Below are 22,166 nucleotides of genomic sequence, written 5' to 3' on the forward strand. Positions count from 1 at the left end.
TCGGCCGCCCTCACCTCAGCGAGGACGCGACGCCGGATCGGCAGAGCAGAGCCGGTGGCCGGTCGGGGGACCGGCACTCGTGCCCGGAGGACCACGGACGCCGGGCAGCGCGCCCCGGCGTCCGGAGGGCGTGGAGAAAAAGGCCGCGGTGACCCGCTCGACATGCCCGCGCGGCACGACCGGGCCGGGCGGGCAGGGCAGCAGCCCTTCGTAGGAGGGCGGGGGCGCGTGGCCGGAGAGGTGGGCGCGGCTGATGGCTGCGCGGGGGGTCTGGGTGGTCGGGTCGGCGGCCGGCGACCGCTCGTGGAGGGAGTGGGGGGTGTGCGTGTGCGGCCGGACGGGGCTGGGCCGGGCGGTGTGCCGGTGAGGGCGGGGCTGCTGGTCGCGGGCGTTGCGGCCGCCGGCGCCTGGGCCGGCGGCGATCGGGGCCGTGCGGGTGCGCCGGAGGTCGTGATGGGGGCCGCCGGGGTGGGCGGTGCGGTCGGTCCGCGGGGCGGGTGGCGGGGCGTTCGGCGTGTACGCGACGGTGGACGCGCGACTGCTGAGGGCGCCGGCGGGGAGCGCGGCCCCAGCGGTGGGGGCGCCGCCGACCAGGGTGAGGACGGCGAGCACCAGCGCGGCCAGCACGCTCCGCGTCCGGTGCGCCGGTCCCGGCCGCACCGGGAGCGCGTTCCCCCGGGGCGGCCCCGGGTGCGGGGTCACCTCGGTCGGCCGGGCAGGGCGGAGGTGGGCACCCCGTGGCGGAGCACGGAGCTGAGGATCTGTCCGGCGCCGCGGACGACGGTGGTCGACGGGTCCTCCGCCAGCCGCACGGGCGCGCCGAGGCACCGGACGAGGCGGTCGGTGACGTCGGGGCGCAGCGCTCCGCCACCGGCGAGCACCGGGCCCTTGCGCAGAGCGCCGCGGATCGCGCCGTGCCGGTCCTGCCGCCACATGGACTTCACCATGTCGAGGACCGTACCCACGAGGGTGGCGGGCAGCGTCGCCGGGTCCAGGTCGCTGAGCCCGCTCTCGGCCTGCCGGGCGTCGGCGATCCGGCCACCGACGAGGAGGGTGACCTCGGTCAGCTCGGCGCCCATGTCGATGACGAGCAGCGGGCCGGCGTCGCGCGGCCCGGCGTGCGCGGCGGCGGCCCGGGCGCTGCTGAGGACGAGGGCGCGCGTCGGTCCAAGACCGGCGAGGAGCTCCCGGGCGGCGCTGCGGTGGACGGGACCGGCGAGGACGGGGTGGCTGAGGACGATCACGCTGTCCGTGCGGTCGGGACCCAGGGCCGCGTCGGCGATGCGGCCGAGCAGCCGCCCGCAGGACTCGGGGTCGACGATGCGCCCGCGCCGGACGGGCCGCTCGGCGTCCCCGTCGAGGGCGCGGCCGAGGAACAGGTCGGCGACCAGGCCGTGGCCGGGTACCCAGGCCCGGGTGCGGGAGCTGCCGAGGTCCAGGGCGAGTCCCCGGGCGGCCACGGTCCTGCCGCCGAGCCGGCGGTATCCGTGGCGCACCCGGAGCGCCCCGGGCTCACGCCCGGTTCCGGGCCCCTCGGCACCGCTTCCGTCACGAAGCGGTCCGGGACCCTCGCCGGAGGGGCGGGGTCCCTCGCCGAGCGGCCCGCGCCCTTCGCCGGACCGGCCGGTCCCGCGTGTGGCCAGAGGGTCATGGTGCGGAGCGTCGGGGAGCTCGCCGCCAAGCCGGCCCGGCAGAGGGACTCCACGACCGCGTCGCTGTCCGTCGTACGGAGAACGCATCGCCCCTCACCCCCGGCCGGCCACCCGCAGCCGCCCACGCACCCATCGGCCCGCTGATAGCGAGGCATGACCAAGTCATCACTATGCAATACCGGGTGAGGGAAAGCCACTTCCCTCCCGATTCACAGGCGCCCCGGAGATTCATCGGCGCCCCCGGCCGGATCAGACCTCCACGACCCCCACGGCGTCAGCGACCTCCGTCGTCCGCACGCCCGCCGTAGCCTTCCCCTCCACCGCCAGGACAGCCACGGCCGCCGTCTCCACGGCAGTCACCGCAACGATCTCCTCCGCCTCGTCGGCCTCGGGAACCTGCCCCGTCTCTCCTGTCCGCCCGCTCAGGAGGTCGGCGATCAGCTCCGCGAACTCCTCCGGCGCCGCGATCCTGATCCCCAGCTCCTCCGCCTTGGCCCGCTTCGCCCCGGCCTTCTCCCCCGCCACCAGCAGGCTGGTGCGCGCGGAGACGCTGGAGGAGGACTTCCCGCCCGCCCGCTCGATCAGCTCATTCATCTGGTTGCGCGACAGCTTCTCCAGCGCCCCGGTCATGGCTCCCGTGACCACCACCTTCATCCCCGCCAGCGGCAGCTCCGCGCCGGTCCCGCCGCCGCCCTCCTCCTCCGTGCCGGGCTCGGGCGGCGGGGTGGCTCCCGGCTCCGTCATCGTCACCCCGGCCCGGACGAGCTTGTCGATCAGCGGGGCCAGCTCCACCAACTCGGCGACGACCGCCGTGGCCTTCTCCCTGCCGATGCCGTCGACCCGCTGGAGCGACTCGGTGTCGGCGGCGACGATGTGGTCCATGGTCGCGAAGTACCGCGCGATCCTGCGGGACATGGAGCGTCCCGTCCCCCGTACACCCAGGGCGCAGAAGACCCGGGACAGCGGGCGCGAGCGGGCGGTCTCGATGGCGGCGAGGAGATTGTCGGTGGAGGTCTCGCCCATCCGGTCCAGGGCGAGCAGCTGCTCCCGCTCCAGGGTGAACAGGTCGGCGAAGTCCGTGACGAGGCCCGCGTCGACGAGCTGGACGACCCGGGTGGACCCGAGGCCCTCGATGTCGAGCTGGTCCCGGCCGGCGGCGTACGACACGGAGGCGACCAGGCGGCAGTTGCGGCCTCGGGTGCAGCGCCAGCGCTGCTCGCTCGTGTCGATGTCGGAACCGCACTGCGGGCAGCTCGCCGGGAACTCGATCGGCGTCTCGTCGCCGGTGCGCAGGTGGGCCACGGGGGCCTCGATGCGCGGGATGATGTCGCCCGCCTTGTAGACCATGACCTGGTCGCCCAGGCGCAGATCGCGGCGGGTGATGTCGGCCGGGTTGTGCAGGGTGGCGTAGCCGACGGTCGATCCGTCGATCTCGACGGGCTCCAGGACGGCGCGCGGCGCGATGATCCCGGTGCGCCCCACGTTCCACTCGACGGAGAGCAGGCGTGTGATCTTCTCCACGGCCGGGAGCTTGTAGGCGATAGCCCAGCGCGGCGCCCGGGTGCCGGAACCGGCCTCACGCCGGTCGGCCGCGAGGTCCGCCTTGATCACGATGCCGTCGATGCCGAACGGCAACTCAGGGCGCAGAGCGCCTATCTCGGCCACCCGCGCCTGCACCGCCTCCACGGTGGTCACCCGGACCGGCGCCACCTCCGTGGTCGCGGCCGTGTGCACGCCGAGGCCGGCGACGTACCCGAGGAGCTCGCTGTGGGGCAGCTCGGTGAGGGTCTCCGCGAGCTCACCGGAGCCGACGAGCGGCAGGGCTCCGTAGGCGAAGAAGGTCGTCTCCACCCGGTAGGCCCGGTCCTTGGCGCGCAGGGTGCCCGCCGCCCCGTTGCGCGGGTTGGCGAAGGGGGCGCCGCCGTGCTCCGTGCGGGTCGCGTTGCCCTGGTCGAACTGCTCGTTCGTCATGAGTATTTCGCCGCGCACCTCGATGGTGACCGGGGCGGCCAGCCGCTCGGGCAGTCCGACGACCGCGAGGGCCGCGTGCGAGACGTCCTCACCCGCCGTGCCGTCGCCGCGGGTGATCAGCCGCTCCAGACGGCCCTCCCGGTAGCGGGCGGCGACCGCGAGGCCGTCGAGCTTCGGCTCCACGCTCCAGGCGGCGACCGGTCTGCCGATCCGTCGCTCCAGCGAGGCCGTCCAGGTCGCGAACTGCTCGGCCGAGAACACGTTGTCCAGCGAGAGCATCGGCTCCGTGTGCGGCACGTCGCCGACGGCGGCCCCGCCCGCCACCTTGCCCGTCGGTGATGACTCGTGTATCTCGTCGGGATGGCCCGCCTCGTACGCGGCGATCCCCCGCGCCAGCCGGTCGTACGCGTCGTCGTCGAGGGTGCTCTCCCCCGTGGCGTAGTACGCGGCGGCGGCCTGGGAGGCCTCTTCGACCGCAGCGGCATAGGCGGCGGCATCGGCGGGCACAGCGGCTGGGTTCGTCATGGTGACCATCCTGCCGCCCACCACTGACATCGAGGCGGTGGCCTCTGCTCACCGAGCTGGAAGCGCTCCCAGGGGCTACACGGGCCCTCGGCTGACCGGCGCCCTGGGCTGCGGGTATAAAGGGCCGCATGACAGCCGAAGTGGAGCCGCCCGTACGCCCGACCTTGGAGGACGTGGCGGCCGTGGCCGGTGTCTCACGGGCCACCGTGTCCCGGGTGGTCAACGGAGCCACCACGGTGGACCCCGCCCTGCGCACCGTGGTCGAGGAGGCGGTGGCGACGACCGGGTACGTGCCCAACCGGGCGGCGCGCTCGCTGGTGACCCGGCGCACCGACTCGGTGGCCCTGGTGATCTCGGAGCGGGAACGGCCGGCGGTCTCCGAGCCGTTCGCCGGCCGGATGTTCTCCGACCCCTATTTCGGCCGGGTCGTCAGCGGGCTCCTAGAAGTGCTGCGTCCGGCGGGCGTCCAGCTGGTGCTGATGCTGGCGGACGACGAGGCGTCCCGGACCCAGCTGCTCTCCTACCTGCGCCACGGCCACGTCGACGGTGTCGTCCTCGTCACCTCGCACGCGGATGACCCGCTGCCCCATCTGCTCCAGGAGACCCGGCTGCCCGCCGTACTCGCCGGCCGCCCCCCGCGTCCGTCGTCGCTGGCCTACGTGGAGGTCGACCAGCAGGCCGGGGCGCGGCTCGCGGCCGACCATCTGGCCGCGCTGGGGCGGCGCCGTATCGGGACCGTCTCCGGTCCGCAGGACAGGCCCGCGGGGCAGGTCCGTCTCGCGGGTTTCCTGGAGGCCCTCGCCGCGCACGGGATCGAGGACGTGGCCTGCGCGGAGGGGGACTTCACGCATCTGGGCGGCGCGGCGGCGATGCGCCGGCTGCTGGAGGAACAGCCCGGCCTGGACGGGGTGTTCATCGCCTCGGACCTGATGGCCCTGGGCGCGCTCCCGGTGCTGCAGCGGGCCGGGCGCGACGTGCCGTCCGATGTGGCCGTGGTGGGCTTCGACGACAGCAGCGCGGCGGCCGCCTGCGACCCGCCGCTGACGACGGTGCGGCAGCCGGTGGAGGAGATGGCGGCGGAGATGGCCCGGCTGCTGCTGAAGCAGATCGGCGGCCCGGGCGGCCCGTCGCCCTCCGTGCTCTTCCCGCCGACACTGGTACGGCGGCAGTCGGCCTGATCCGGGAGGCGCCCGATGCTCAGCCCGGTGTCTTTGGCAGCGGGATCTCGCTGAGCACCGATGGGGTCCGCACGTCCGGGTCCGGCACCCCGGCCCGCCCCTGACCGTCGACGGCCCCCTGCTCCGGGAACGGCTCGTCCGCCCGGGCAGCCCCCGTGAAGCCCTCCGTCCGCACCGGCACCTGCGGCCCGGAGAACTCCAGCAGCCAGCGGTTGAGCACCCGGTGCACCGCCTCCGCGCCCACCAGCCCGCCGCCCGGCGGCGTCGGCGTGCCTTCGGCGCTCTCCGCGGCCACGATGTCCAGGGGGTCCGTCATCCCGCGCGGCCAGAGCAGGAACGGCCGGGACTGCTCGCCGCCGAGACCGCCGTGCGAGCCGATCTGCTCCTCGAAGGCGTGTACGGTGCCGGTCTCGGGGTCGTACATGGAGTTGACCATGATGTCGGCGACGTGCGGGAAGGTGTCGGTGCGCCGTACGGCGGCGGCCGCGCCGGGGCCGAAGCCCGCGAGCGGGCCCTCGCCGTCGGCCAGTTCGGCGACGGGGACCTCGAGCCCGCCCGGCCCCATCACGACGGAGCCGTGTTCCTCGCTGCGGACGAGGAGGAAGCCGATCCCCGGATGGTTGGCGAGCGTGGACAGCAGCGCCGGGTTGCGGCGGTCGATCTGCTCACGCGAGGCTCGCCCTTCGACGTCGGGGAAGGAGATCAGGCCGAGGTTGCCGGAGGCCAGCACGATCGGTTCGGAGCGCTTGACCGCCTGCTCCGCCTCCGGTTCCACCTCCACGGGCGGGCGGTGCAGGGCGATCCGGACCGCGTCGCGTGCCTCGGAGGCGCTGTGCGTGCCGCGGGCCCGGCGCGACACGGGGAGCCCGCACCCCGCCCGTACGAGGTCCTTGAGCGTCAGCCCGTACCTCCCGGCGAACGTCTCGCCGGGGCTCTGGCCGTGGTCGGAGAGGAGCACGATCCGGTACGTACGGGGGGTGTGGTCGGCGATCTCGGCGATGAGCGCGAGCGAGCGGTCGAGGCGCTGGAGGACCTTCTCGGCGTCGCGGCTGTGCGGTCCGGAGTGGTGGGCGACCTCGTCGTAGGCGACCAGGTCGGCGTAGACGGCGGTACGTCCGGCGAACATGTCGCCGAGGACGGCGGAGACGACCACGTCGCGCTCCACGACGGTCGCGAAGGCCCGGATGAAGGGGTAGAGGCCGCCGCGCTTGACCCGCGGGGTGTCCTTGCGGACGCGGGCCCGGGTCGACTGGCCGATCTCGCGGCCGACCTCCGCGGCGAACGAGAGGGCGGTACGGACGGCGTTGGCCGGGTCGGAGAAGTAGGCGAAGTACCCGGAGCGGGAGCGCCGGCCCTTGCCTCGGCGGGCGGCCATGGACAGGACCAGGGCGAGCTGTCCGGCGCCGCCGCTGAAGAGGTTGCCGCGGCTCGCCCCGTCGATGGTGAGCAGGCCGCCGTCCCGGGTGCGGGCGATGGCGCGGCGCTGCATCTCCAGGGCGCTGGCGGGGCGGCTGGAGACCATGAGGGTGCCGGTCTCCTTCTCGTACCAGCGGAAGGCGGGGACGTCGTGGTTGGAGCCGTGCAGGATGGCGAGCTGGCTGGCGCCGGTCTGGCTGGACCAGTCGGTGCGCCAGGGTGTGAGGCGGTGTCCGGAGGAGTCGGCGAGCCAGTCGGCGACGGTCGGCATGAGCCCGTCGGCGGCCGCCCTCACCAGGACGTCGTGGCCGACTCCGTCGAGCTGGAGGAAGACGGTGCCGGGCGGTCCGTCGCGGTCGGGTCCCAGCACGTCCGGGGAGCCGCGTCGGCGGCGCCGGTCGGCGAGGCGGGAGAGCCTGCGGCGGTAGGCCTCGTCGTCGCGGACGGCGAGCGCGGTGGAGGTGGCGGAGGCGACGGCGGACATCACGGCGGCGACGACGACCGCGGTCTCCGGGGCGGCGTCCCCGCGCCCGTCCGGGATGAGGCGCAGCGCGATCAGCAGCAGCGAACCGTTGAGGAAGAAGACAAGAGCGCCGAGGACGAGCGCGGGGACGATGAGCAGGGCCCGGACGAGGACGGGCCACACCAGCGCGGAGAGCAGGCCGAACGCCCCCGCGCCCCAGGCCGCCGTGAACGCGGTGCGGGTGATGGTGTCGCCGTCGTCGGACTGGAGCTGGAAGTCGGGCAGGATGCCGGCGAGCGCGAGCATGGTGAGGGTGGAGACCGCCCAGACCGCGACGACCCGCATCAGCGCGCCGCCGGCCGTACGCCATCGCGCCGTACGCCACCCCGGCGTACGCCGTCTCCGCTCGTCCACGCCGGTCCACCTCACGCCTTCTTGGCTGCGGACCCGTACGTCAGGAGTCCGCTCCCCAGCTTTTCACAGCGTCGGGCCCGGTCAGGGGCCGTCGTGGTGGAGGCCCGGGGGCGCATAGGCTCGTACCGGCAGCGCTTGCCCTGTGCGGGTGTGGGCGGGCCGCTCCGGGGCACGGGGTCGCGGAGGCCGAACGAGGAGGCGGGACGTGCCGGTGGAGGTCACCTGGTGGGGTCATGCCACCTGCACGATCGAGGACTCCGGGGTACGCGTGTTGACCGACCCCCTCTTCGTACGGCGCTTCGCGCATCTGCGCCGCCGCCGGGGTGAGGTGCCGCCGCCGCAGGCCGCGCTCGCCGAGGTGGTGCTGGTCTCGCATCTGCACTCCGACCATCTGCATCTGCCGTCGCTGTCCCGGCTGGCCCCCGGCACCCGGCTGGTCGTGCCGAACGGAGCGGTCGCGGCCGTGCCCGGGCTGCGCACGCTGCTCCGGAGGCGGGAGCTGGCCGTCACCGAGGTCCGTGCGGGCGACGAGGTCCGGGTCGGCGAGGTGCGGGTGCGGGCGGTACCGGCGCTCCACGACGGGCGGCGGCTGCCGGTCGGGCCGCGCAAGGTGCCCGCGCTCGGTTACGTGGTCGAGGGCGAGGCGCGGACCTACTTCGCCGGGGACACCGGGCTCTACGACGAGATGGCGGAGGCGGTGGGCGCGGTGGATGTGGCGCTGCTGCCGGTGGGCGGCTGGGGCCCGTACCTCGGGCAGGGCCATCTGGACCCGTCCCGTGCCGCCGAGGCGCTGACGCTCCTGGAGCCGCGCTCGGCGGTGCCCGTGCACTTCGGCACGTACTGGCCGATCGGTCTTGACGGGGTGCGGCCGCACGAGTTCCACGGGCCGGGCGACGAGTTCGTCCGGCAGGCGGGCATCCGGGCGCCGGAGGTGGCGGTGCACCTGCTGTCCCACGGCGAGCGCATCCGGCCGGAGGCCCGCCGGTGATCCCGGAGCTCCAGTCGGTGGTGGGGGCGCTGCCCACCGAGTCGACCCAGCAGGCCGTGGGCTATCCGACGCTGTTCCTCCTGGTGGCGCTGGGGTCGTTGGTCCCGGTGATTCCGACGGGGGCGCTGGTGAGTTCGGCGGCGGTGGTGGCGCTCCACCAGTCGTCACCGTTCTCGCTGCTGTTCGTCTTCGCGGTGGCCTCGGGAGCGGCGTTCCTGGGCGATGTCTGCCTGTACTGGCTGGGGCAGCGCGGGGTGCGCTCGAGAAACGGTTCGAAGTGGCTGGCGGCGCTCACCCGCCGGGCCGCGCCGGAGCGGCTCGCGCAGGCCCAGGAGAAGCTGGACGAGCACGGCGGGACGGTGCTGATCCTGTCCCGGCTGGTGCCGGCCGGGCGGATCCCGGTGATGCTGGCCTGCCTGCTGGGGAAGATGGAGCTGAAGACGTTCGCCCGGGGCGATGTGCCGGCGTGCCTGGCGTGGGCGGCGACGTACCAGCTGATCGGGATCCTGGGCGGGTCGCTCTTCCCGGAGCCGTGGCAGGGCGTGGTCGCGGCGGTGACGCTGACCGTGGTGATCAGCGGGGCTCCGGCGGTGTGGCGGAGGCTGCGCGCGCGGTTCGGGCACGGGACGGGCGGCGCGACGGTCTGAAGCCTCATCTCCCGCGGCTCACCTCAGCTCGCCGAAGGCTGCCGCGAACGTGCTCAGTGCCCGCTCCACATGCGGCAGCTCCAGCGGCTCCGCCGCCGTCAGGGACGCCCGCTGGTCCTCGGGCGTCGCCCCCAGCAGCGGCCCGGTGCCCAGGCGTACGCGCAGGGCGCCCAGCTCGTCGCCGAAGCGGTGGCCGCCCGGGGTGGGGGCGCCGAGCCGGTCGGTGAGGTACTCCTCCAGCTCCATGGAGTCCGTGACGCCGAGGTCCGCCAGCCGGGGGCGGAGCGGGCCGAGGTCCGCGTAGAGGTGGCGGCCCGCCTGCGGAGGGCGGGCCAGGGCGCCGGAGCTGAGGACCGCGCGGTGGGCTGCGGCGGCGACCTGGGCCTGGAGCCCGGCGGCCTGCCGGATCCGTTCCCGTACGGCCTCCGGCTCGCCGAGGGCGTGGGCGGCGGCGGGCGCGAGCGGGCCGGCGACCAGGGCGCCCAGGGCGGTCAGGATGTCCAGCGTGCGGGCCCGGCGTACGGCTGCCCGCGCGGTCTCGGGGAAGCGGGCGACGGCGACCGGCCAGGCGGCGGGGGTGAAGGCGCCGCAGAGGTCGCTGATGACGGTGACGTCGTCGGGACACATCTCGGCGGGGCTGAGCAGGACGGTGTCGCGCGGCCGGTGCACGGTGTCGCGCCAGGTCTCGTCACTGATGATGTGCATCCCCTCGCCGACCGCTGCCTCGCAGGCCTCCCGCACCAGCTCGGGCGGGGCGACGGTGGCGGTGGGGTCGTCTGCGACGGAGAGCACCAGCAGTTTCGGCCGGCCGCCCTCGGCCCGTACCCGGCGCACGGTCTCCAGCAGCGCGTACGGGTCGGGCACGCCCCCGCACTCGGCCGGCGTCGGCACCTGGTAGGCGGGCCTGCCGAGCAGCCGGGCCTGCGGCATCCAGGTGGCCGGGCAGGGGCGGGGCATGAGGACGTCGCCGCCCTGTGCGGCGATCAGCGCGAGGAGGAGCGGCTGGTCGCCGGGGGCGGCCACGATGTTCTCCGGCCCGCCGTGCAGCCCGCGCCGCGCCCAGTAGGCGCAGGCCGCCTCGCGCAGGCCGCGGCCGCCGCCGGGCGGCTCGGGGCGGGTGCGGTCCGCAGCGGCGGCCAGGACGGCGGCCAGCTCGGGCAGGACCGGGAGGCCGGGGTCGGGGGCGGGCGGCCCGTAGCGTACGGGCCCGTGGTCCTCGTGCATCCCGGCCTCCTCCGCTGTCACCGCCACCGCCCCTTCCACGGCTCCGGGGCGCTCTCTGGGCCCTTTATACGGAGGTTCGGGCCGGGCCGCCCGCCCAATTGCGCGGCGGGGCGAGCCTTGGGCCGTTGTGCCGGTTGGTCGGCGCCACGTGGTGAGGCTCTCAGCGCGCCTGCTGGTTCATCGGCGGGCGGACGGGTATTCGCTGAGCCATGTCGCCCATGTCGTCACCGAACATCTCATCCGCCTCCTCCGCCGCCGGACGGGTGCGGAACTGGCTGCAAGGACGGGACCTCGCCGTCTTCCAGAGCGTTGCGGGCCGGCACTGGCCGGGTGCCGATCCCCTGCTGCCCAAGATGAGCCGGAGCGCCAACCACGGGCTGCTCTGGTTCGGGACGGCGGTCGGCATCGCGGCCCTCGGCTCCAGCGCGCGCTCCCGCCGGGCCGCCCTGCGCGGGGTCGCGTCGCTGGCCGTGGCGTCGGCGGCGATCAACACCGTCGGCAAGGGTGCGGTCCGCCGGCAGCGGCCGATACTCGATCATGTGCCGGCCATGCGGCAGCTGAAGCGACAGCCGGTGACCACGTCCTTCCCCTCCGGCCACGCGGCCTCGGCCGCGGCCTTCGCCACCGGGGTGGCTCTGGAGTCGAAGGGGTGGGGCGCGGTCGTCGCCCCCGTGGCGGTGGCGGTGGCCGCCTCCCGCGTCTACACGGGAGTCCACTATCCGAGCGATGTCCTGGCCGGGGCCGCCCTCGGCATAGGAGCCGCGTTCGCCCTGCGCGGGGTCGTCCCCACCCGGGGCCAGCTCCCGGCGCCCGGCCGGCCGCCCGGTGAGGCGCCCGCACTGCCCGGCGGCAAGGGTCTCGTGGTGGTGGTGAACCAGGCGTCCGGCACGGCGACCGCGACCGCGGCGATGGTGCGCGAGGCACTGCCGCTCGCCGAGGTGGTCGAGTGCGCGCCCGCCGGCCTGTCCACCGCCATGGAGAAGGCGGCCGGCCGGGGCGAGGCCCTGGGCGTCTGCGGAGGCGACGGCACGGTGAACCTGGCGGCCTCCGTCGCGGCGACGCACGGGATGCCGCTGGCCGTCTTCCCCGGCGGGACGCTCAACCACTTCGCCTACGACCTGGGCATCGAGACGGTCCAGGAAACGGCGGCGGCGCTCACGGCGGGCGATGCCATAAAGGTCGACCTGGGCCGGTTCCGCCCGGGCCCGAAGGGCCCCGAGGGGGCGGACGGCTACTTCCTCAACGCCTTCAGCCTGGGCGCCTATCCGGATCTCGTACGGGCCCGGGAGCACTGGTCGCCCCGGATCGGCGGCTGGCCGGCGGGGGTGCTCGCCGCCCTGCACGTGCTGCGCGGCCAGCGCCCCCTGGAGGCAGAACTCCAGGGCCGCAGGCGCCCGTTGTGGCTGCTGTTCGTCGGCAACGGCCTTTTCCAGCGGGTCGGCCCGGCGCCCGGCCGGCGCCACAACCTGGCGGACGGGCTGCTGGACGTCCGGGTGGTGCACGGCGGCCGGAGCCCGGGGCTGCGCATGCTGGCGGCGGCGGTGGCCGGACCTCTGACCCGCTCCCCCGCGCATGCGGCGGTGCGGCGGCGCCGGGTGCGGATCGCCGGGCTGGCGCCGGGGACTCCGTATGCGTACGACGGTGAAGTGGCCCACTCCGGAACCGAGTTGCTGATCGACAAGCTGCCGGAGGCGCTGACGGTCTACTGCCCGATGCCCGTGTAGCGGCCGTCCGGAGCTGTCCGCATACCAAGACACCCATCTCACCATACGACATGGCGGCGTACGGTGGTCGCAGCGCGCAACCGCCGTACCGAGAAGGGACGCTGCATGCCGAAAGAGACCGCCGTCTACACCCACGGCCACCACGAGTCGGTGCTGCGCTCGCACCGCTGGCGGACCGCCGCCAACTCGGCGGGCTACCTGCTCGGTGAACTCCGGCCCGGCATGGCGGTGCTGGACATCGGCTGCGGCCCCGGCACCATCACCGCCGACCTCGCCGCCCTGGTCGCGCCGGGCCGGGTGACCGCCGTCGACACCGGCCCCGGCATCCTGGAGCAGGCGGCTGCGGTGGCCGCCGAACGCGGCGTGGAGAACGTCGCGTTCACGGTCGCCGACGTCCACGCACTGGACTTCCCCGACGACTCCTTCGACATCGTCCACGCCCACCAGGTCCTGCAGCATGTGGGCGACCCGGTCCAGGCGCTGCGCGAGATGCGGCGCGTCTGCCGGCCGGGAGGGGTGGTCGCGGCGCGCGACAGCGATTACGCGGCGATGGCCTGGTACCCGAAGACGCCGGGGCTGTCCGAGTGGCAGGAGGTGTACCGACGGGTGGCCCGCGCCAACGGCGGCGAGCCGGACGCCGGGCGGATGCTGCTCTCCTGGGCGCGGCAGGCCGGGTTCACCGACATCACCCCGACCGCCGCCGCCTGGTGCTTCGCCACCCCGGAGACCCGCGCCTGGTGGAGCGGGCTGTGGGCGGACCGTACGACGGCCTCGGTCTACGCCGAACTGGCGGTCCGGGGCGGCCATGCGAGCGCCGGGCAGCTGACGGCCATCGCGGCCACGTGGCGCGGCTGGGGCGAGGAGGGCGACGGCTGGTTCATGGTCCCGCACGGCGAGGTGCTCTGCCGGGGGTGACGTCCGGGCGGGCCCTCGCACCGCGCCAGCGCCGGGGGATCGTATTCCGGCTACCGGATTCCGGCGGACCGGAGCAGGCCCGAATCGATCACACGCACGGCGGACGCCGACTACCCTCGTACGCATGGAGATCCTCGGAACCACGCTGCGTATCTGCGTCGACGACCTGGAGGCCGCGGTCGCCTTCTACCAGGGGCTGACGGGCACCCCGGCCCACCGCTTCGAGCGCGGCGGGGTGTCGGTCGCCGCCATCGGCTGCTTCCTGCTGATGAGCGGGCCCGAGGCGGAGCTGGAGGTGCTGCGCAAGGTGAGCGCGACCATCGCCGTGAAGGACGTCGACGAGGCGAACGCAGCGCTGACCCGGGCGGGCGCCAGGATCGTCGCGGGGCCGGTGCCGACCCCGGCGGGGCGCAACCTGATCGCGCTGCACCCGGACGGCTCGGTCTTCGAGTACGTGGACCGCAACGTGACGGTCTGACGTGCCAGGCCCGGGACAGGCGTGTCAGACCGGCGCGAGCGCTTTGACGACGAGGTCGGCGAGCAGGGCGCCCGCGGTGCCGTCCGGGTCGAGGTCCGGGTCGTAGATGGTGACGTTGAGCCCGACGCAGCGCGGGGAGGAGACTCCTGCCACTCGCCGAGGTCGTAGCGCGGCGGGACCACGACTCCGCCTTCCAGCGCGCCGGTCCGCTGCACGATCCGCTGCTCACGCAGGGCTCCCGCCAGCTCGTAGCAGCCGGGGACGGCGCCGGGGGGCGGGGGGCCGGAGGCCCAGGTTGGAGGGGGCTTCGAGAACCACGATGGAACGCATGCGACTCATCCTCGCCGCCGCTCCGCGCAGCCTCAAGAGGTTTCGGCGGGCCGCGGAGAGGGGCTCACGAGGCTTCGGCGGCCGGTGCCGTGATCGCCCAGCGCTCATGGTCGCGCCAGGCGCCGTCGATGTGGAGGAAGTCGGGCGAGAACCCCTCCAGGCGGAACCCGGCCCGCCGGACCAGGGCGATGGAGGCCGCGTTGCCGGGCTGGATGTTGGCCTCCAGGCGGTGCAGACCGAGCGGCCCGAAGGCCAGGTCCATGACGAGGCCGAGCGCCTCGCCCATCAGTCCGCGCCCGGCCGCGTGCGCGAAGGCCCCGTAACCGAGGGCGCCGCTGCGGAAGCCGCCGAGGACGATGTTGTTGATGTTGATGAACCCGGCGATGGCCCCGTCCGCGCCGCCCGTGCCGCTCTCGCCGCCCGCCCCGCCGTCGCCGCCGTCGCCGCGCTCGCAGACGAGGAAGCCCTCACGGGCCGGGTCCCGGGCGAGGGCGTCGGCGTACGCGGCATAGGTGTCGGCCCGCTCCGGCGGGAAGAGCCAGGGGCGTTGGTGGGCGCGGCTCTCCCGGGCGCGGGCCGTGAACTCCGCCGCGTCGGCCTCGGTGAAGCGACGCAGGGCCGTTCTCCGGCCCTCGGCGAGGTACGGGGCGGTCGGTGTCCGGTGACCGTTCGGTTCGGGCACCGTCCCAGCGTACGACGGGTACGGGCGGCCGGCGGGGAGACGTTCCCGCCGGCCTCCCGGCGTCACTTGCCCTTCCGGCGGAACAGGTAGCCGCCGCACACCAGCCCGATCAGGAACATGGCGAGCAGGGCCAGCCAGAGCGGCATGGTCACTTCGGGGATCAGCACCCGGATGGTGACCTTCCCGGTGTTCACGCAGATGAACACCAGGACGAGTACGACCAGCACGCCGACGGCGATGCGCCCCGGAGTCCACAGCCCGGTGCTGCGCCTGCCGTCGCTCCTCGCGTCCTTGGGACTCATGGTCCGGTCCTTTCGCCGCCCCCCGGGGGGTCCCCAGCATGGCTCGCTGCCAGGTCCGGGGGGCGGTGGTGTTCCGCCGTTCGGGTGAAGAGAGCGGTCTCAGCCGGCCGGGACCACGGGCAGCTCCAGCACACCCGTGTCCTCGGGGGCGCTGACCACGGTGACGGGCTTGATGCCCCGGTTGCCGAAGTACGCGGTGTCGCTGGCGGCGATCACGAACTCGAGCCGGTGCCCCTTCTCGTACCGGTGGACGATGCCGGGCAGCTCCACCGTGAAGGGCCGGGTGACATCGGGGACCCTGACCGGTGAGACGAGGCGGTTCACCAGCTTCCTGGTGCCGTCGGGGGCCACGTCGTACACCTTGGCGAAGAGAACGAGCTTGTCGGAGGCGTCCCCGCTGTTCTGGACCCGCTCCGCCTTCGGTGAGAGGACCTTCAGCGTGGCCTTCGGGGCGCCGACGACGTCGAGGGGTGCGGTGAGCGGGGCGCTGCGCCAGCCGAGGTAGGTGCCCTTCGTGTCGTACGGCTTGGGGTCGGGCAGCCCGATCAGCGGGGCGATCGAGCTCTCCGAATGGCTGGTCGGCACTGGCCAGTTGGTGTACCGGCGGCTGCCGCGGATCACCTTGGAGCGGTTGTCGACGAGCTTGCCGTCGCCGGAGAGGTACATCTTCTGCGACAGGGCGGGCACGGCCGCGGCGGTCCCGTAACCGCTCTGCCAGGAGCGGTAGTAGGCGAACTCGGGTCCGGTGTCGGCGTCCGTCCTCTTCCGAAGGTACCGGTCGAACCAGGCGAGCACCCGCCGGCCGACGTAGCTGGTCTCCAGGTTGCCTTCGCTCAGGTCGAGTTCGCCGGGCACCTGGCCGCCGCTGTGGCCCCAGGACTGCCAGATCATCTTGGCGGTGGTGCCCCGCGCTTTGAGGGTCTTGTAGGTGGCGGTGGCCTCGTTGAGGTTGAACAGGCTGTCGGCCTGGCCCTGGACGATCAGGGTCGGGGCCTTGACCCGGTCGAGATAGGAGACGGGCGAGACGCTGCGGGCGTAGGCGAGCATCGCCTCGGCCTTGTCGGCCGGGTAGCGGCCGGAGTTGAGGAGCCGGACGGTCTCGCAGGCCTGGGCGGCGAAGTGCAGGCAGTCCAGCCGGTTGAAGCGGGAGGGGTCCAGGCTCGGGTTGAGGAGCGGCTGGCCCTCGCCGATCAGGTAGAACCCGTTGGTCCACTGCCACTTGAAGACGCCGAGGGTGTCGGAGGTGACGCCGGCGGCCGCCCCGGTGTTGTTGGGGGCGAGCGCGTAGGCGAGGTCGTTCCAGGTGATGAGCGGGACGAGGGCGTCCACGCGGGGGTCGGTGGAGGCGGTGGCGAGCTGGATGGCGCCGCCGTACGAGCCGCCGATCATGCCGACGCGCGGGTCGCCCCCGCCGTCGCGGACGACGTAGTCCGCGCGGGTGCCGTCGTCCGCCGCCCGGATGCCGCCGAGGAAGTCGAGGAGCCCGCTCGCGGCCTTTCCGTCGATGGCGGGGTCGTCCAGGGTGATCAGGCAGCCGGACTTGCCGAAGCCGAGGCCGGAGTAGACGAGGCCGACATAGCCGCGGGAGGCGACGGCCTTGCCGATGGCGTCGGTCGACCCGTCGGACTTGCTGCCGCCGAAGCCGTTGGTGGCGAGGACAGCGGGGGCGGGGCGGTCCGCGTCGACACCGGCGGGGCGGTACAGGTCGGCGTCGACCACGCAGGAGCGGCCGCCCGCCTGGACGGTGAACTTGAGCGGGGTGACGGTGTACGGGGCGGCTTCGGCGTGGGCCGGGCCGGAGAGGGCGAGGGGGGCGGCGAGGGCAGCGCCCGCGACCGCGACGAGCGGGTGGCGCAAGCTGGAAACAGCACCTGACACGAAGACCTCCACACCGAGGACACCTTACCGACCGGTAAGCACTTGGCCGCGCTCATGCTGTGACACGTGTCATAGCCGTGTCAACGCTCAGGACAGCGGTTGTTGACGGACCTTCACATGAGGATGCCCGGGGGCGGACCCGCAGCGCCCGGGCCTAGAGGAGCGCGGGGACCTCGACGGTCAGCGTGCACCGGCCGCCGTCCGCAGGGGCGTCTAGCACCGCGGGCACTCCCAGCGGGACCGTCAGCGCGGTCGGACCGTGACCGAACCCCAGCTCCTCGATCACCGGTATGCCCAGCGGGCCGAACCGGTCGGCCAGCACCGCGCGGATCTTCTCGTACGGTCCGCACTCCTGCCAGGAGCCGCAGACCACCCCGGACAGCCCCTCCAGGACGCCGGAGCGCAGCAGCCGGGTGAGGATGCCGTCCAGCCGGTAGGGCTCCTCCCCGGTGTCCTCGATGACGAGCAGGCCGTCCCGGGCGCCGGTCCGGGCGTGCGGAGTGCCGGCGGTGGCGGCGAGCAGGCTGACGCAGCCCCCGTACAGGACTCCCCGGGCCCGTCCGGGTACCAGGGCGGCGGCCGCGTCCAGACCGAGGGTCGAGGTCGTCTCCGGCTCGAAGAGCGTGGCGCGCAGGTGCTCACGGGTGACCGCGTCCTCCAGGAACGCCTCGGTGGCCACCATCGGGCCGTGCAGAGTGGAGAATCCGGCCCGTAGAGCGAACGCCTCGTGCAGCACGGTGATGTCGCTGTAGCCGACGAACACCTTGGGCCCGGCCGCCCGGATCGCCGCCCAGTCCATCAGGTCCACCATCCGGTGCGCGCCGTACCCGCCCCGGGCGCAGAACACGGCGTCCACGGACGGATCGCACCAGGCCGCCTGGAGGTCGGCCGCCCGGTCCGCGTCCGCCCCCGCCAGGTAGTCCAATGCCGGATGTACGTCAGCGACATGGGAGGCCACGGCCGGTTCCAGCCCCCAGCCGCGCAGCACACCGAGCCCCTCCTCCAACCGGTCGGCGGGGACGGGACCACTGGGAGCGACGACGGCGACGCGCGCGCCCGGGCGCAGTCGGGGCGGACGGGCCGATGGGGCCACCCGCGAAGGAGCCGGCGTCACTTCTTCAGCTCCAGCGGCGGCACGTCACTCCGGTCGATACCGAATGTCTGTACGTAGAGGGAGAGTTCGGCCTCCAGCGCCCGGATCAGGGTCTCCGCCCGCCGGAACCCGTGCCCCTCCCCCTCGAAGGCGATGTACGCGTGCGGCACACCCTGGCCCGCGACGGCGGCGAGGAACCGGTCGCACTGGGCGGGCGGGCAGACCAGGTCGTCCAGCCCCTGGAGCAGCAGGAACGGTGCGGTGAGCCGGTCGGTGCCGTTGATCGGCGCACGCTCCCGGTAGCGCTCGGGCACCTCGGCGGCCGGTCCGATCAGGGACTCCAGATACTGCGACTCGAAGTCGTGCGTGCCCTCCGTCGACCAGCCGTCCAGGTCCAGGACCGGGTACAGGATCGTGCCGCAGGCGTAGCGGTCGGTGCCGATGAGCGAGGCCGCGGCGGTCCAGCCGCCCGCGCTGCCGCCCCGGACGGCGAGCCGGCGGGGGTCGGCCGCGCCCTCCGCGACCAGGGCGTCGGCGACGGCCGCGCAGTCCGCCACGTCGACGACCCCCCACTGTTCGCGGAGCCGTTCGCGGTAGCGGCGGCCGTAGCCGGTGGAGCCGCCGTAGTTCACTACGGCGACCCCGATGCCACGCGAGGTGAAGTAGGCGATCTCCAGGTCGAGAACGAGCGGTGCGTGGCCGGTGGGGCCCCCGTGCGCCGCCACGATGTACGGGGGCAGTTCGCCCTCGGCCCCGGTGAGCCCGGGGTGGTGCGGCGGACAGATGTGGGCGTGGATCTCGCGGCCGTCCAAGCCCGTGAACGTCCGGTCCTGCGGTGCGGGGAGGTAGGCCGGGTCGACGGCGTCCCGGTGGGCCGATCCGATGACGCGGGTACGCCCGGTCGCCGTGTCCAGCTCCACGACCTCGTAGCCGGTGCGCGGGCTCGCCGCGACGCCGACGACCCGGCTGCCGTGCACGGCGAGGGTGTCGGCCCAGGTGTCCCAGTGGCCCGGCACGTCGGCGAGTTCGCCCGTCTCCGGGTCGAGGATGCCCAGCCGCTGGGAGCCCCGGCCGTGCAGGACGGCGATCAGCCCGTTCTCCAGCGGATGGAACCAGCGCAGCCCGATCTTCCACAGCGGCCCGCCGAACTCCTCGCCGCGGGGCGGCAGAAGACGGCTGCTGGGTACCACGCTTCCGGCCACGGCGTGGGGGCGGATGCGCTGGAGTTCCCACCAGTCGGCGAGGTCGGAGACGAATAGAAGGCTGCCGTCGCGGTCCCATTCGATCTGGCAGACCGACTCGTCGACATCGCCCACCAGGGGCCGTACGCCGGTGAGTTCACCGCTCTCCGTGATCTCCGCCAGCATCACCACCGTGCCGTCCCAGGGCATCCGGGGGTGGTCCCAGGCGATCCAGGCGGCCCGTCGCCCGTCGTGCGAGACGCGGGGCCCGGTGACGAACCGGTGACTTCCGTCGGAGAGTTCCCGTACGGCGGAGCGGTCCTCGGCCGCGGAACCGTCCAGCGGTACGGCGGCGACCACCCGGCGTACGTCGGTCGGCCCGGGTCCGGTGAACTCCTCCAGCACGCACCAGACTTCGCCCTGGCCGCCGCGGTCCAGGTGCAGCTGGGGGTCCACCCAGCGCAGCCCGCCGCCGACGTCCGAGAGCGGGGTGAGCGGCCGGGGCGCGTCCGGCCCGTCGGGGGCGTACACGTACAGCCGCTGGTCGGCGAAGTGGACGAAGACGACAAGCGGCCCGCCCTCCTCGCGCACCGCGCCCGCCCAGGGCTGTCCGCCGTACTCGATCACCCGGCTGCGCGGGTTCCACGGGGCGGGCAGCGCGGGTGCGGTGGTGCCGTCCGGGCGGCGGCGCATCAGGACGCGGCGGCCGCCCTCGGCCGGGCGCGGCTCGGTCCACCACACCTCGTCGCCGACGGTGCCGAGGTGGTCGGGGCGGCCGTCGTGCGAGGCGGCGAGGGCCGCGTCGATCGGCGACGGCCAGGAGCCGTACGGGGCTTGGGGCACGGTGTTCACGGCGGAGATCCCCCCGGGGTCCGGTCGAACGATACCGGTCGGACAGTGCTGGTCCGGCGGTGCTGGTCAGGCGGTGCGCAGGTAGTGGTCGAGGACGCGGACGCCGAAGTGGAGGGCGTCGACGGGGACGCGCTCGTCGACGCCGTGGAAAAGCGCCTGGTAGTCGAAGCCCGGGGGCAGCTTGAGCGGCGAGAAGCCGTAGCCGGTGATGCCGAGCCGGGAGAACTGCTTGGCGTCGGTGCCGCCCGACATGCAGTACGGGACGGTGTGCCCGTCGGGATCGAACTTCTCGATGGCCGACCGGAGTTTGGCGTACGTGGGTGAGTCGACCGGGGCCTGGAGGGCGACCTCCCGGTGGTCGTACTCCCAGGAGACATCGGGCCCGGTGAGCCGGTCCAGGGTCTCGCGGAACTCGTCCTCGCCACCGGGCACCGTACGTCCGTCGATGTAGGCGGTGGCGTGGCCGGGGATCACGTTGACCTTGTAACCGGCTGCCAGCATCGTCGGGTTGCTGCTGTTGCGTACGGTGTTCTCGACGAGGGCGGCGGCCGGGCCGAGCTTGGCCAGGAGCTGGGCGACATCGAAGCCGGGCTCGTCCAGGTCGACGGTGATGCCGTGCAGGGCGGCGATCTCGGTGATCGCGGCGCGTACGGTCGGGGTGATCCGGATCGGCCACTCGTGCTGACCGATGCGGGCGACGGCGGCGGCCAGCGAGCTCACCGCGTTGGCCCGGTTGACCTTGGACCCGTGCCCGGCCCGGCCCTCGGCGGTCAGCTTCAGCCAGCCGGTGCCGCGCTCGCCGGCCGCGATCGGGTAGAGGGAGAGGCCGTGCCCGGCGTGGAAGGTGAACGCGCCGGACTCGCTGATGCCCTCCGTGCACCCCTCGAAGAGGTCCGCGTGCCGGTCGGTGAGGAATCCGGAGCCGTCCTCGGCGCTGGCCTCCTCGTCGGCGGTGTACGCGATGACGATGTCGCGGCGGGGGCGGAAACCCTCGCGCGCCCACCCCCGTACGACGGCGAGGACCATCGCGTCCATGTTCTTCATGTCGACGGCCCCGCGCCCCCACACCACCCCGTCGCGGACTTCGCCGGAGAAGGGGTGCACGGACCAGTCGGAGGGCTCGGCGGGCACCACGTCCAGGTGGCCGTGGACGAGCAGCGCGTCGGCCGACGGGTCGGTGCCGGGGATCCGGGCGACGACGTTGGTCCGGCCCGGGCTGCGCTCCAGGAGCACCGGGTCCAGACCGGCCCCGGCCAGCCGCTCGGCGGTGTACTCGGCGGCCGGGCGCTCCCGGCAGTCGCCGCCGCCCCGGTTGGTCGTGTCGATGCGGATCAGTTCGGACGTGAACGTGACCACTTCGTCGAGGGCCTGCTCGTCCACGGGGCCGAGCGGGCCGAGGGCGTCAGCCATATTGTTCCTCCACGGCGGACGACGCGATGGTCGTCACCGCCTTGAACGTGCGGATAGCTTCGTACATCGTCCCGCTGGTGTAGGCGACGCGCCTCTCACCGCTGGGCGCGACGCCGGGCACCACGGTCGCCGCGGCCGCCAGATGCTCGGCGTCGAACTCCAGCTCCACGGTGTACGTCCCGCCGGTGACGGGGGTCTGACGGACGGCGAGCGCGGTGGCATCACGCGCGGCCGTCCGGATGTCCGCGGCGGTACGGGCGGGGGTGCGGCACACGGCCGCGTACCGCGATACGTGGTCCTTCACGGCGACCTTGCGGGAGTCGGGGGCGTACCCCTCGGCGTCCACGCAGGTCAGATCGTCGCCGGTGACGAGGACGACGGGGACGCCGTACTCGGCGGCTACATGGGCGTTCAGAAGGCCCTCACTGGCGCGGGCCCCGTTGAGCCAGACGCCGGTGATGGAGTTGGCGAGGTAGGTGTGGGCGAGGACCCCCTCGGTCCCGGCACCGGTGTGGTAGCCGACGAAGGCGATACCGTCCACGTCGCCGTGCTGGATCCCCTCCACCATCGAGAGCGACTTGTGCCTGCCGGTCAGCATCTGGACGCGTTCGTCCATCTGCTCCAGCAGCAGGTTCCGCATCGACCAGTGGGCCTCGTTGACGAGGACCTCGTCAACGCCGCCGTCGTAGAAGCCGAGGGCGGCCGCGTTCACGTCGGAGGTGAACATCGGCCGGCAGCGCTCCCACTGCGGGGTGCCCGGCAGCACGTCGGCCGGCCAGGTCACTCCGGTGGCGCCCTCCATGTCGGCGCTGATGAGGATCTTCATGCCGCCACACCGTACGC

General features: G+C 74.0%; 19 protein-coding genes and 1 pseudogene. 6 read left to right on the forward strand and 14 right to left on the reverse strand.

Translation table 11 applies throughout. The annotated features are described in order from the left end of the window. Positions 1-15: 15 nt before the first annotated feature. The 3 genes from ABZ154_RS22650 to ligA all read right to left on the reverse strand — a co-directional run bounded on the left by ABZ154_RS22650 (position 16) and on the right by ligA (position 4,148). Positions 16-660, reverse strand: a complete 645-nt coding sequence (locus ABZ154_RS22650; protein WP_356835308.1) for a hypothetical protein — start codon at positions 658-660, stop codon at positions 16-18. Positions 661-698: 38 nt separating this feature from the next. Beyond that, entirely contained in the window at positions 699-1,460 is a 762-nt protein-coding gene (locus tag ABZ154_RS22655) for a rod shape-determining protein (RefSeq protein WP_356835396.1), read from the reverse strand. A gap of 441 nt (positions 1,461-1,901) precedes the next feature. Continuing rightward, positions 1,902-4,148 (reverse strand): NAD-dependent DNA ligase LigA, encoded by a 2,247-nt coding sequence (ligA, locus tag ABZ154_RS22660; RefSeq protein ID WP_356835310.1) that lies wholly within the window; start codon positions 4,146-4,148, stop codon positions 1,902-1,904. Positions 4,149-4,276: 128 nt separating this feature from the next. Here ligA and ABZ154_RS22665 point away from each other — a divergent pair, with 128 nt between their 5' ends. Next, entirely contained in the window at positions 4,277-5,326 is a 1,050-nt protein-coding gene (locus ABZ154_RS22665; protein ID WP_356835313.1) for a LacI family DNA-binding transcriptional regulator, read from the forward strand. Positions 5,327-5,345: 19 nt separating this feature from the next. Here ABZ154_RS22665 and ABZ154_RS22670 read toward each other — a convergent pair whose 3' ends face one another. Then, positions 5,346-7,550, reverse strand: coding sequence for a phage holin family protein (locus ABZ154_RS22670; protein ID WP_356835398.1), 2,205 nt, complete (start codon positions 7,548-7,550; stop codon positions 5,346-5,348). A 274-nt stretch (positions 7,551-7,824) separates the two neighbouring features. Here ABZ154_RS22670 and ABZ154_RS22675 point away from each other — a divergent pair, with 274 nt between their 5' ends. Next, positions 7,825-8,607: an MBL fold metallo-hydrolase gene (locus tag ABZ154_RS22675; RefSeq protein ID WP_356835315.1), complete on the forward strand. Its 783-nt coding sequence runs from the start codon at positions 7,825-7,827 to the stop codon at positions 8,605-8,607. After that, a complete protein-coding gene (locus ABZ154_RS22680) occupies positions 8,604-9,254 on the forward strand; it encodes a VTT domain-containing protein (RefSeq protein WP_356835317.1) in 651 nt (216 codons plus the stop codon). The genes ABZ154_RS22675 and ABZ154_RS22680 overlap by 4 nt, the downstream gene beginning before the upstream one ends. Before the next feature lie 18 nt (positions 9,255-9,272). On the opposite strand, the gene ABZ154_RS22685 is transcribed toward ABZ154_RS22680, so the two are convergent. Continuing rightward, positions 9,273-10,478 (reverse strand): aminotransferase class I/II-fold pyridoxal phosphate-dependent enzyme, encoded by a 1,206-nt coding sequence (locus ABZ154_RS22685; protein ID WP_356835400.1) that lies wholly within the window; start codon positions 10,476-10,478, stop codon positions 9,273-9,275. A gap of 218 nt (positions 10,479-10,696) precedes the next feature. Between ABZ154_RS22685 and ABZ154_RS22690 the strand changes: the two genes are divergently transcribed. The 3 genes from ABZ154_RS22690 to ABZ154_RS22700 all read left to right on the forward strand — a co-directional run bounded on the left by ABZ154_RS22690 (position 10,697) and on the right by ABZ154_RS22700 (position 13,595). Continuing rightward, positions 10,697-12,202 carry a phosphatase PAP2 family protein gene (locus ABZ154_RS22690; protein WP_356835319.1) on the forward strand — a complete coding sequence of 502 codons (1,506 nt, stop codon included), beginning with the start codon at positions 10,697-10,699 and terminating at the stop codon, positions 12,200-12,202. A gap of 105 nt (positions 12,203-12,307) precedes the next feature. Continuing rightward, the gene (locus ABZ154_RS22695; RefSeq protein WP_356835321.1) at positions 12,308-13,117 is read left to right on the forward strand and encodes a class I SAM-dependent methyltransferase; all 810 of its coding nucleotides are present in this window, start codon (positions 12,308-12,310) and stop codon (positions 13,115-13,117) included. A gap of 124 nt (positions 13,118-13,241) precedes the next feature. After that, positions 13,242-13,595 (forward strand): VOC family protein, encoded by a 354-nt coding sequence (locus ABZ154_RS22700; protein ID WP_356835323.1) that lies wholly within the window; start codon positions 13,242-13,244, stop codon positions 13,593-13,595. A 24-nt stretch (positions 13,596-13,619) separates the two neighbouring features. On the opposite strand, the gene ABZ154_RS22705 is transcribed toward ABZ154_RS22700, so the two are convergent. The 9 genes and pseudogenes from ABZ154_RS22705 to ABZ154_RS22745 all read right to left on the reverse strand — a co-directional run bounded on the left by ABZ154_RS22705 (position 13,620) and on the right by ABZ154_RS22745 (position 22,149). Continuing rightward, a complete protein-coding gene (locus ABZ154_RS22705) occupies positions 13,620-13,748 on the reverse strand; it encodes a hypothetical protein (RefSeq protein ID WP_356835325.1) in 129 nt (42 codons plus the stop codon). Then, positions 13,739-13,925: pseudogene (locus tag ABZ154_RS22710) on the reverse strand (arginase family protein); the annotation flags it as partial. The gene ABZ154_RS22705 and the pseudogene ABZ154_RS22710, both read right to left, overlap by 10 nt. 64 nt (positions 13,926-13,989) lie before the next feature. After that, complete coding sequence (locus tag ABZ154_RS22715) at positions 13,990-14,607, reverse strand: GNAT family protein (protein WP_356835327.1); 618 nt, start codon at positions 14,605-14,607, stop codon at positions 13,990-13,992. A 62-nt stretch (positions 14,608-14,669) separates the two neighbouring features. After that, on the reverse strand, positions 14,670-14,909 hold the full coding sequence (locus tag ABZ154_RS22720) for a LapA family protein (protein ID WP_356835329.1): 240 nt from the start codon (positions 14,907-14,909) through the stop codon (positions 14,670-14,672). A gap of 99 nt (positions 14,910-15,008) precedes the next feature. After that, positions 15,009-16,766 (reverse strand): CocE/NonD family hydrolase, encoded by a 1,758-nt coding sequence (locus ABZ154_RS22725; protein ID WP_356835403.1) that lies wholly within the window; start codon positions 16,764-16,766, stop codon positions 15,009-15,011. Between the two features lie 175 nt (positions 16,767-16,941). After that, positions 16,942-17,880, reverse strand: a complete 939-nt coding sequence (locus ABZ154_RS22730; RefSeq protein ID WP_356835331.1) for an LD-carboxypeptidase — start codon at positions 17,878-17,880, stop codon at positions 16,942-16,944. Between the two features lie 17 nt (positions 17,881-17,897). Beyond that, positions 17,898-19,913: a prolyl oligopeptidase family serine peptidase gene (locus ABZ154_RS22735; protein ID WP_356835333.1), complete on the reverse strand. Its 2,016-nt coding sequence runs from the start codon at positions 19,911-19,913 to the stop codon at positions 17,898-17,900. Positions 19,914-19,979: 66 nt separating this feature from the next. Further along, entirely contained in the window at positions 19,980-21,323 is a 1,344-nt protein-coding gene (locus tag ABZ154_RS22740; protein ID WP_356835335.1) for a M20/M25/M40 family metallo-hydrolase, read from the reverse strand. Then, the gene (locus ABZ154_RS22745) at positions 21,316-22,149 is read right to left on the reverse strand and encodes a M55 family metallopeptidase (RefSeq protein ID WP_356835337.1); all 834 of its coding nucleotides are present in this window, start codon (positions 22,147-22,149) and stop codon (positions 21,316-21,318) included. Before ABZ154_RS22745 ends, ABZ154_RS22740 begins: the two co-directional genes overlap by 8 nt. Between the last annotated feature and the right edge of the window lie 17 nt (positions 22,150-22,166).

Source organism: Streptomyces sp. NPDC006261, assembly GCF_040613515.1.
GTDB lineage: Bacteria > Actinomycetota > Actinomycetes > Streptomycetales > Streptomycetaceae > Streptomyces.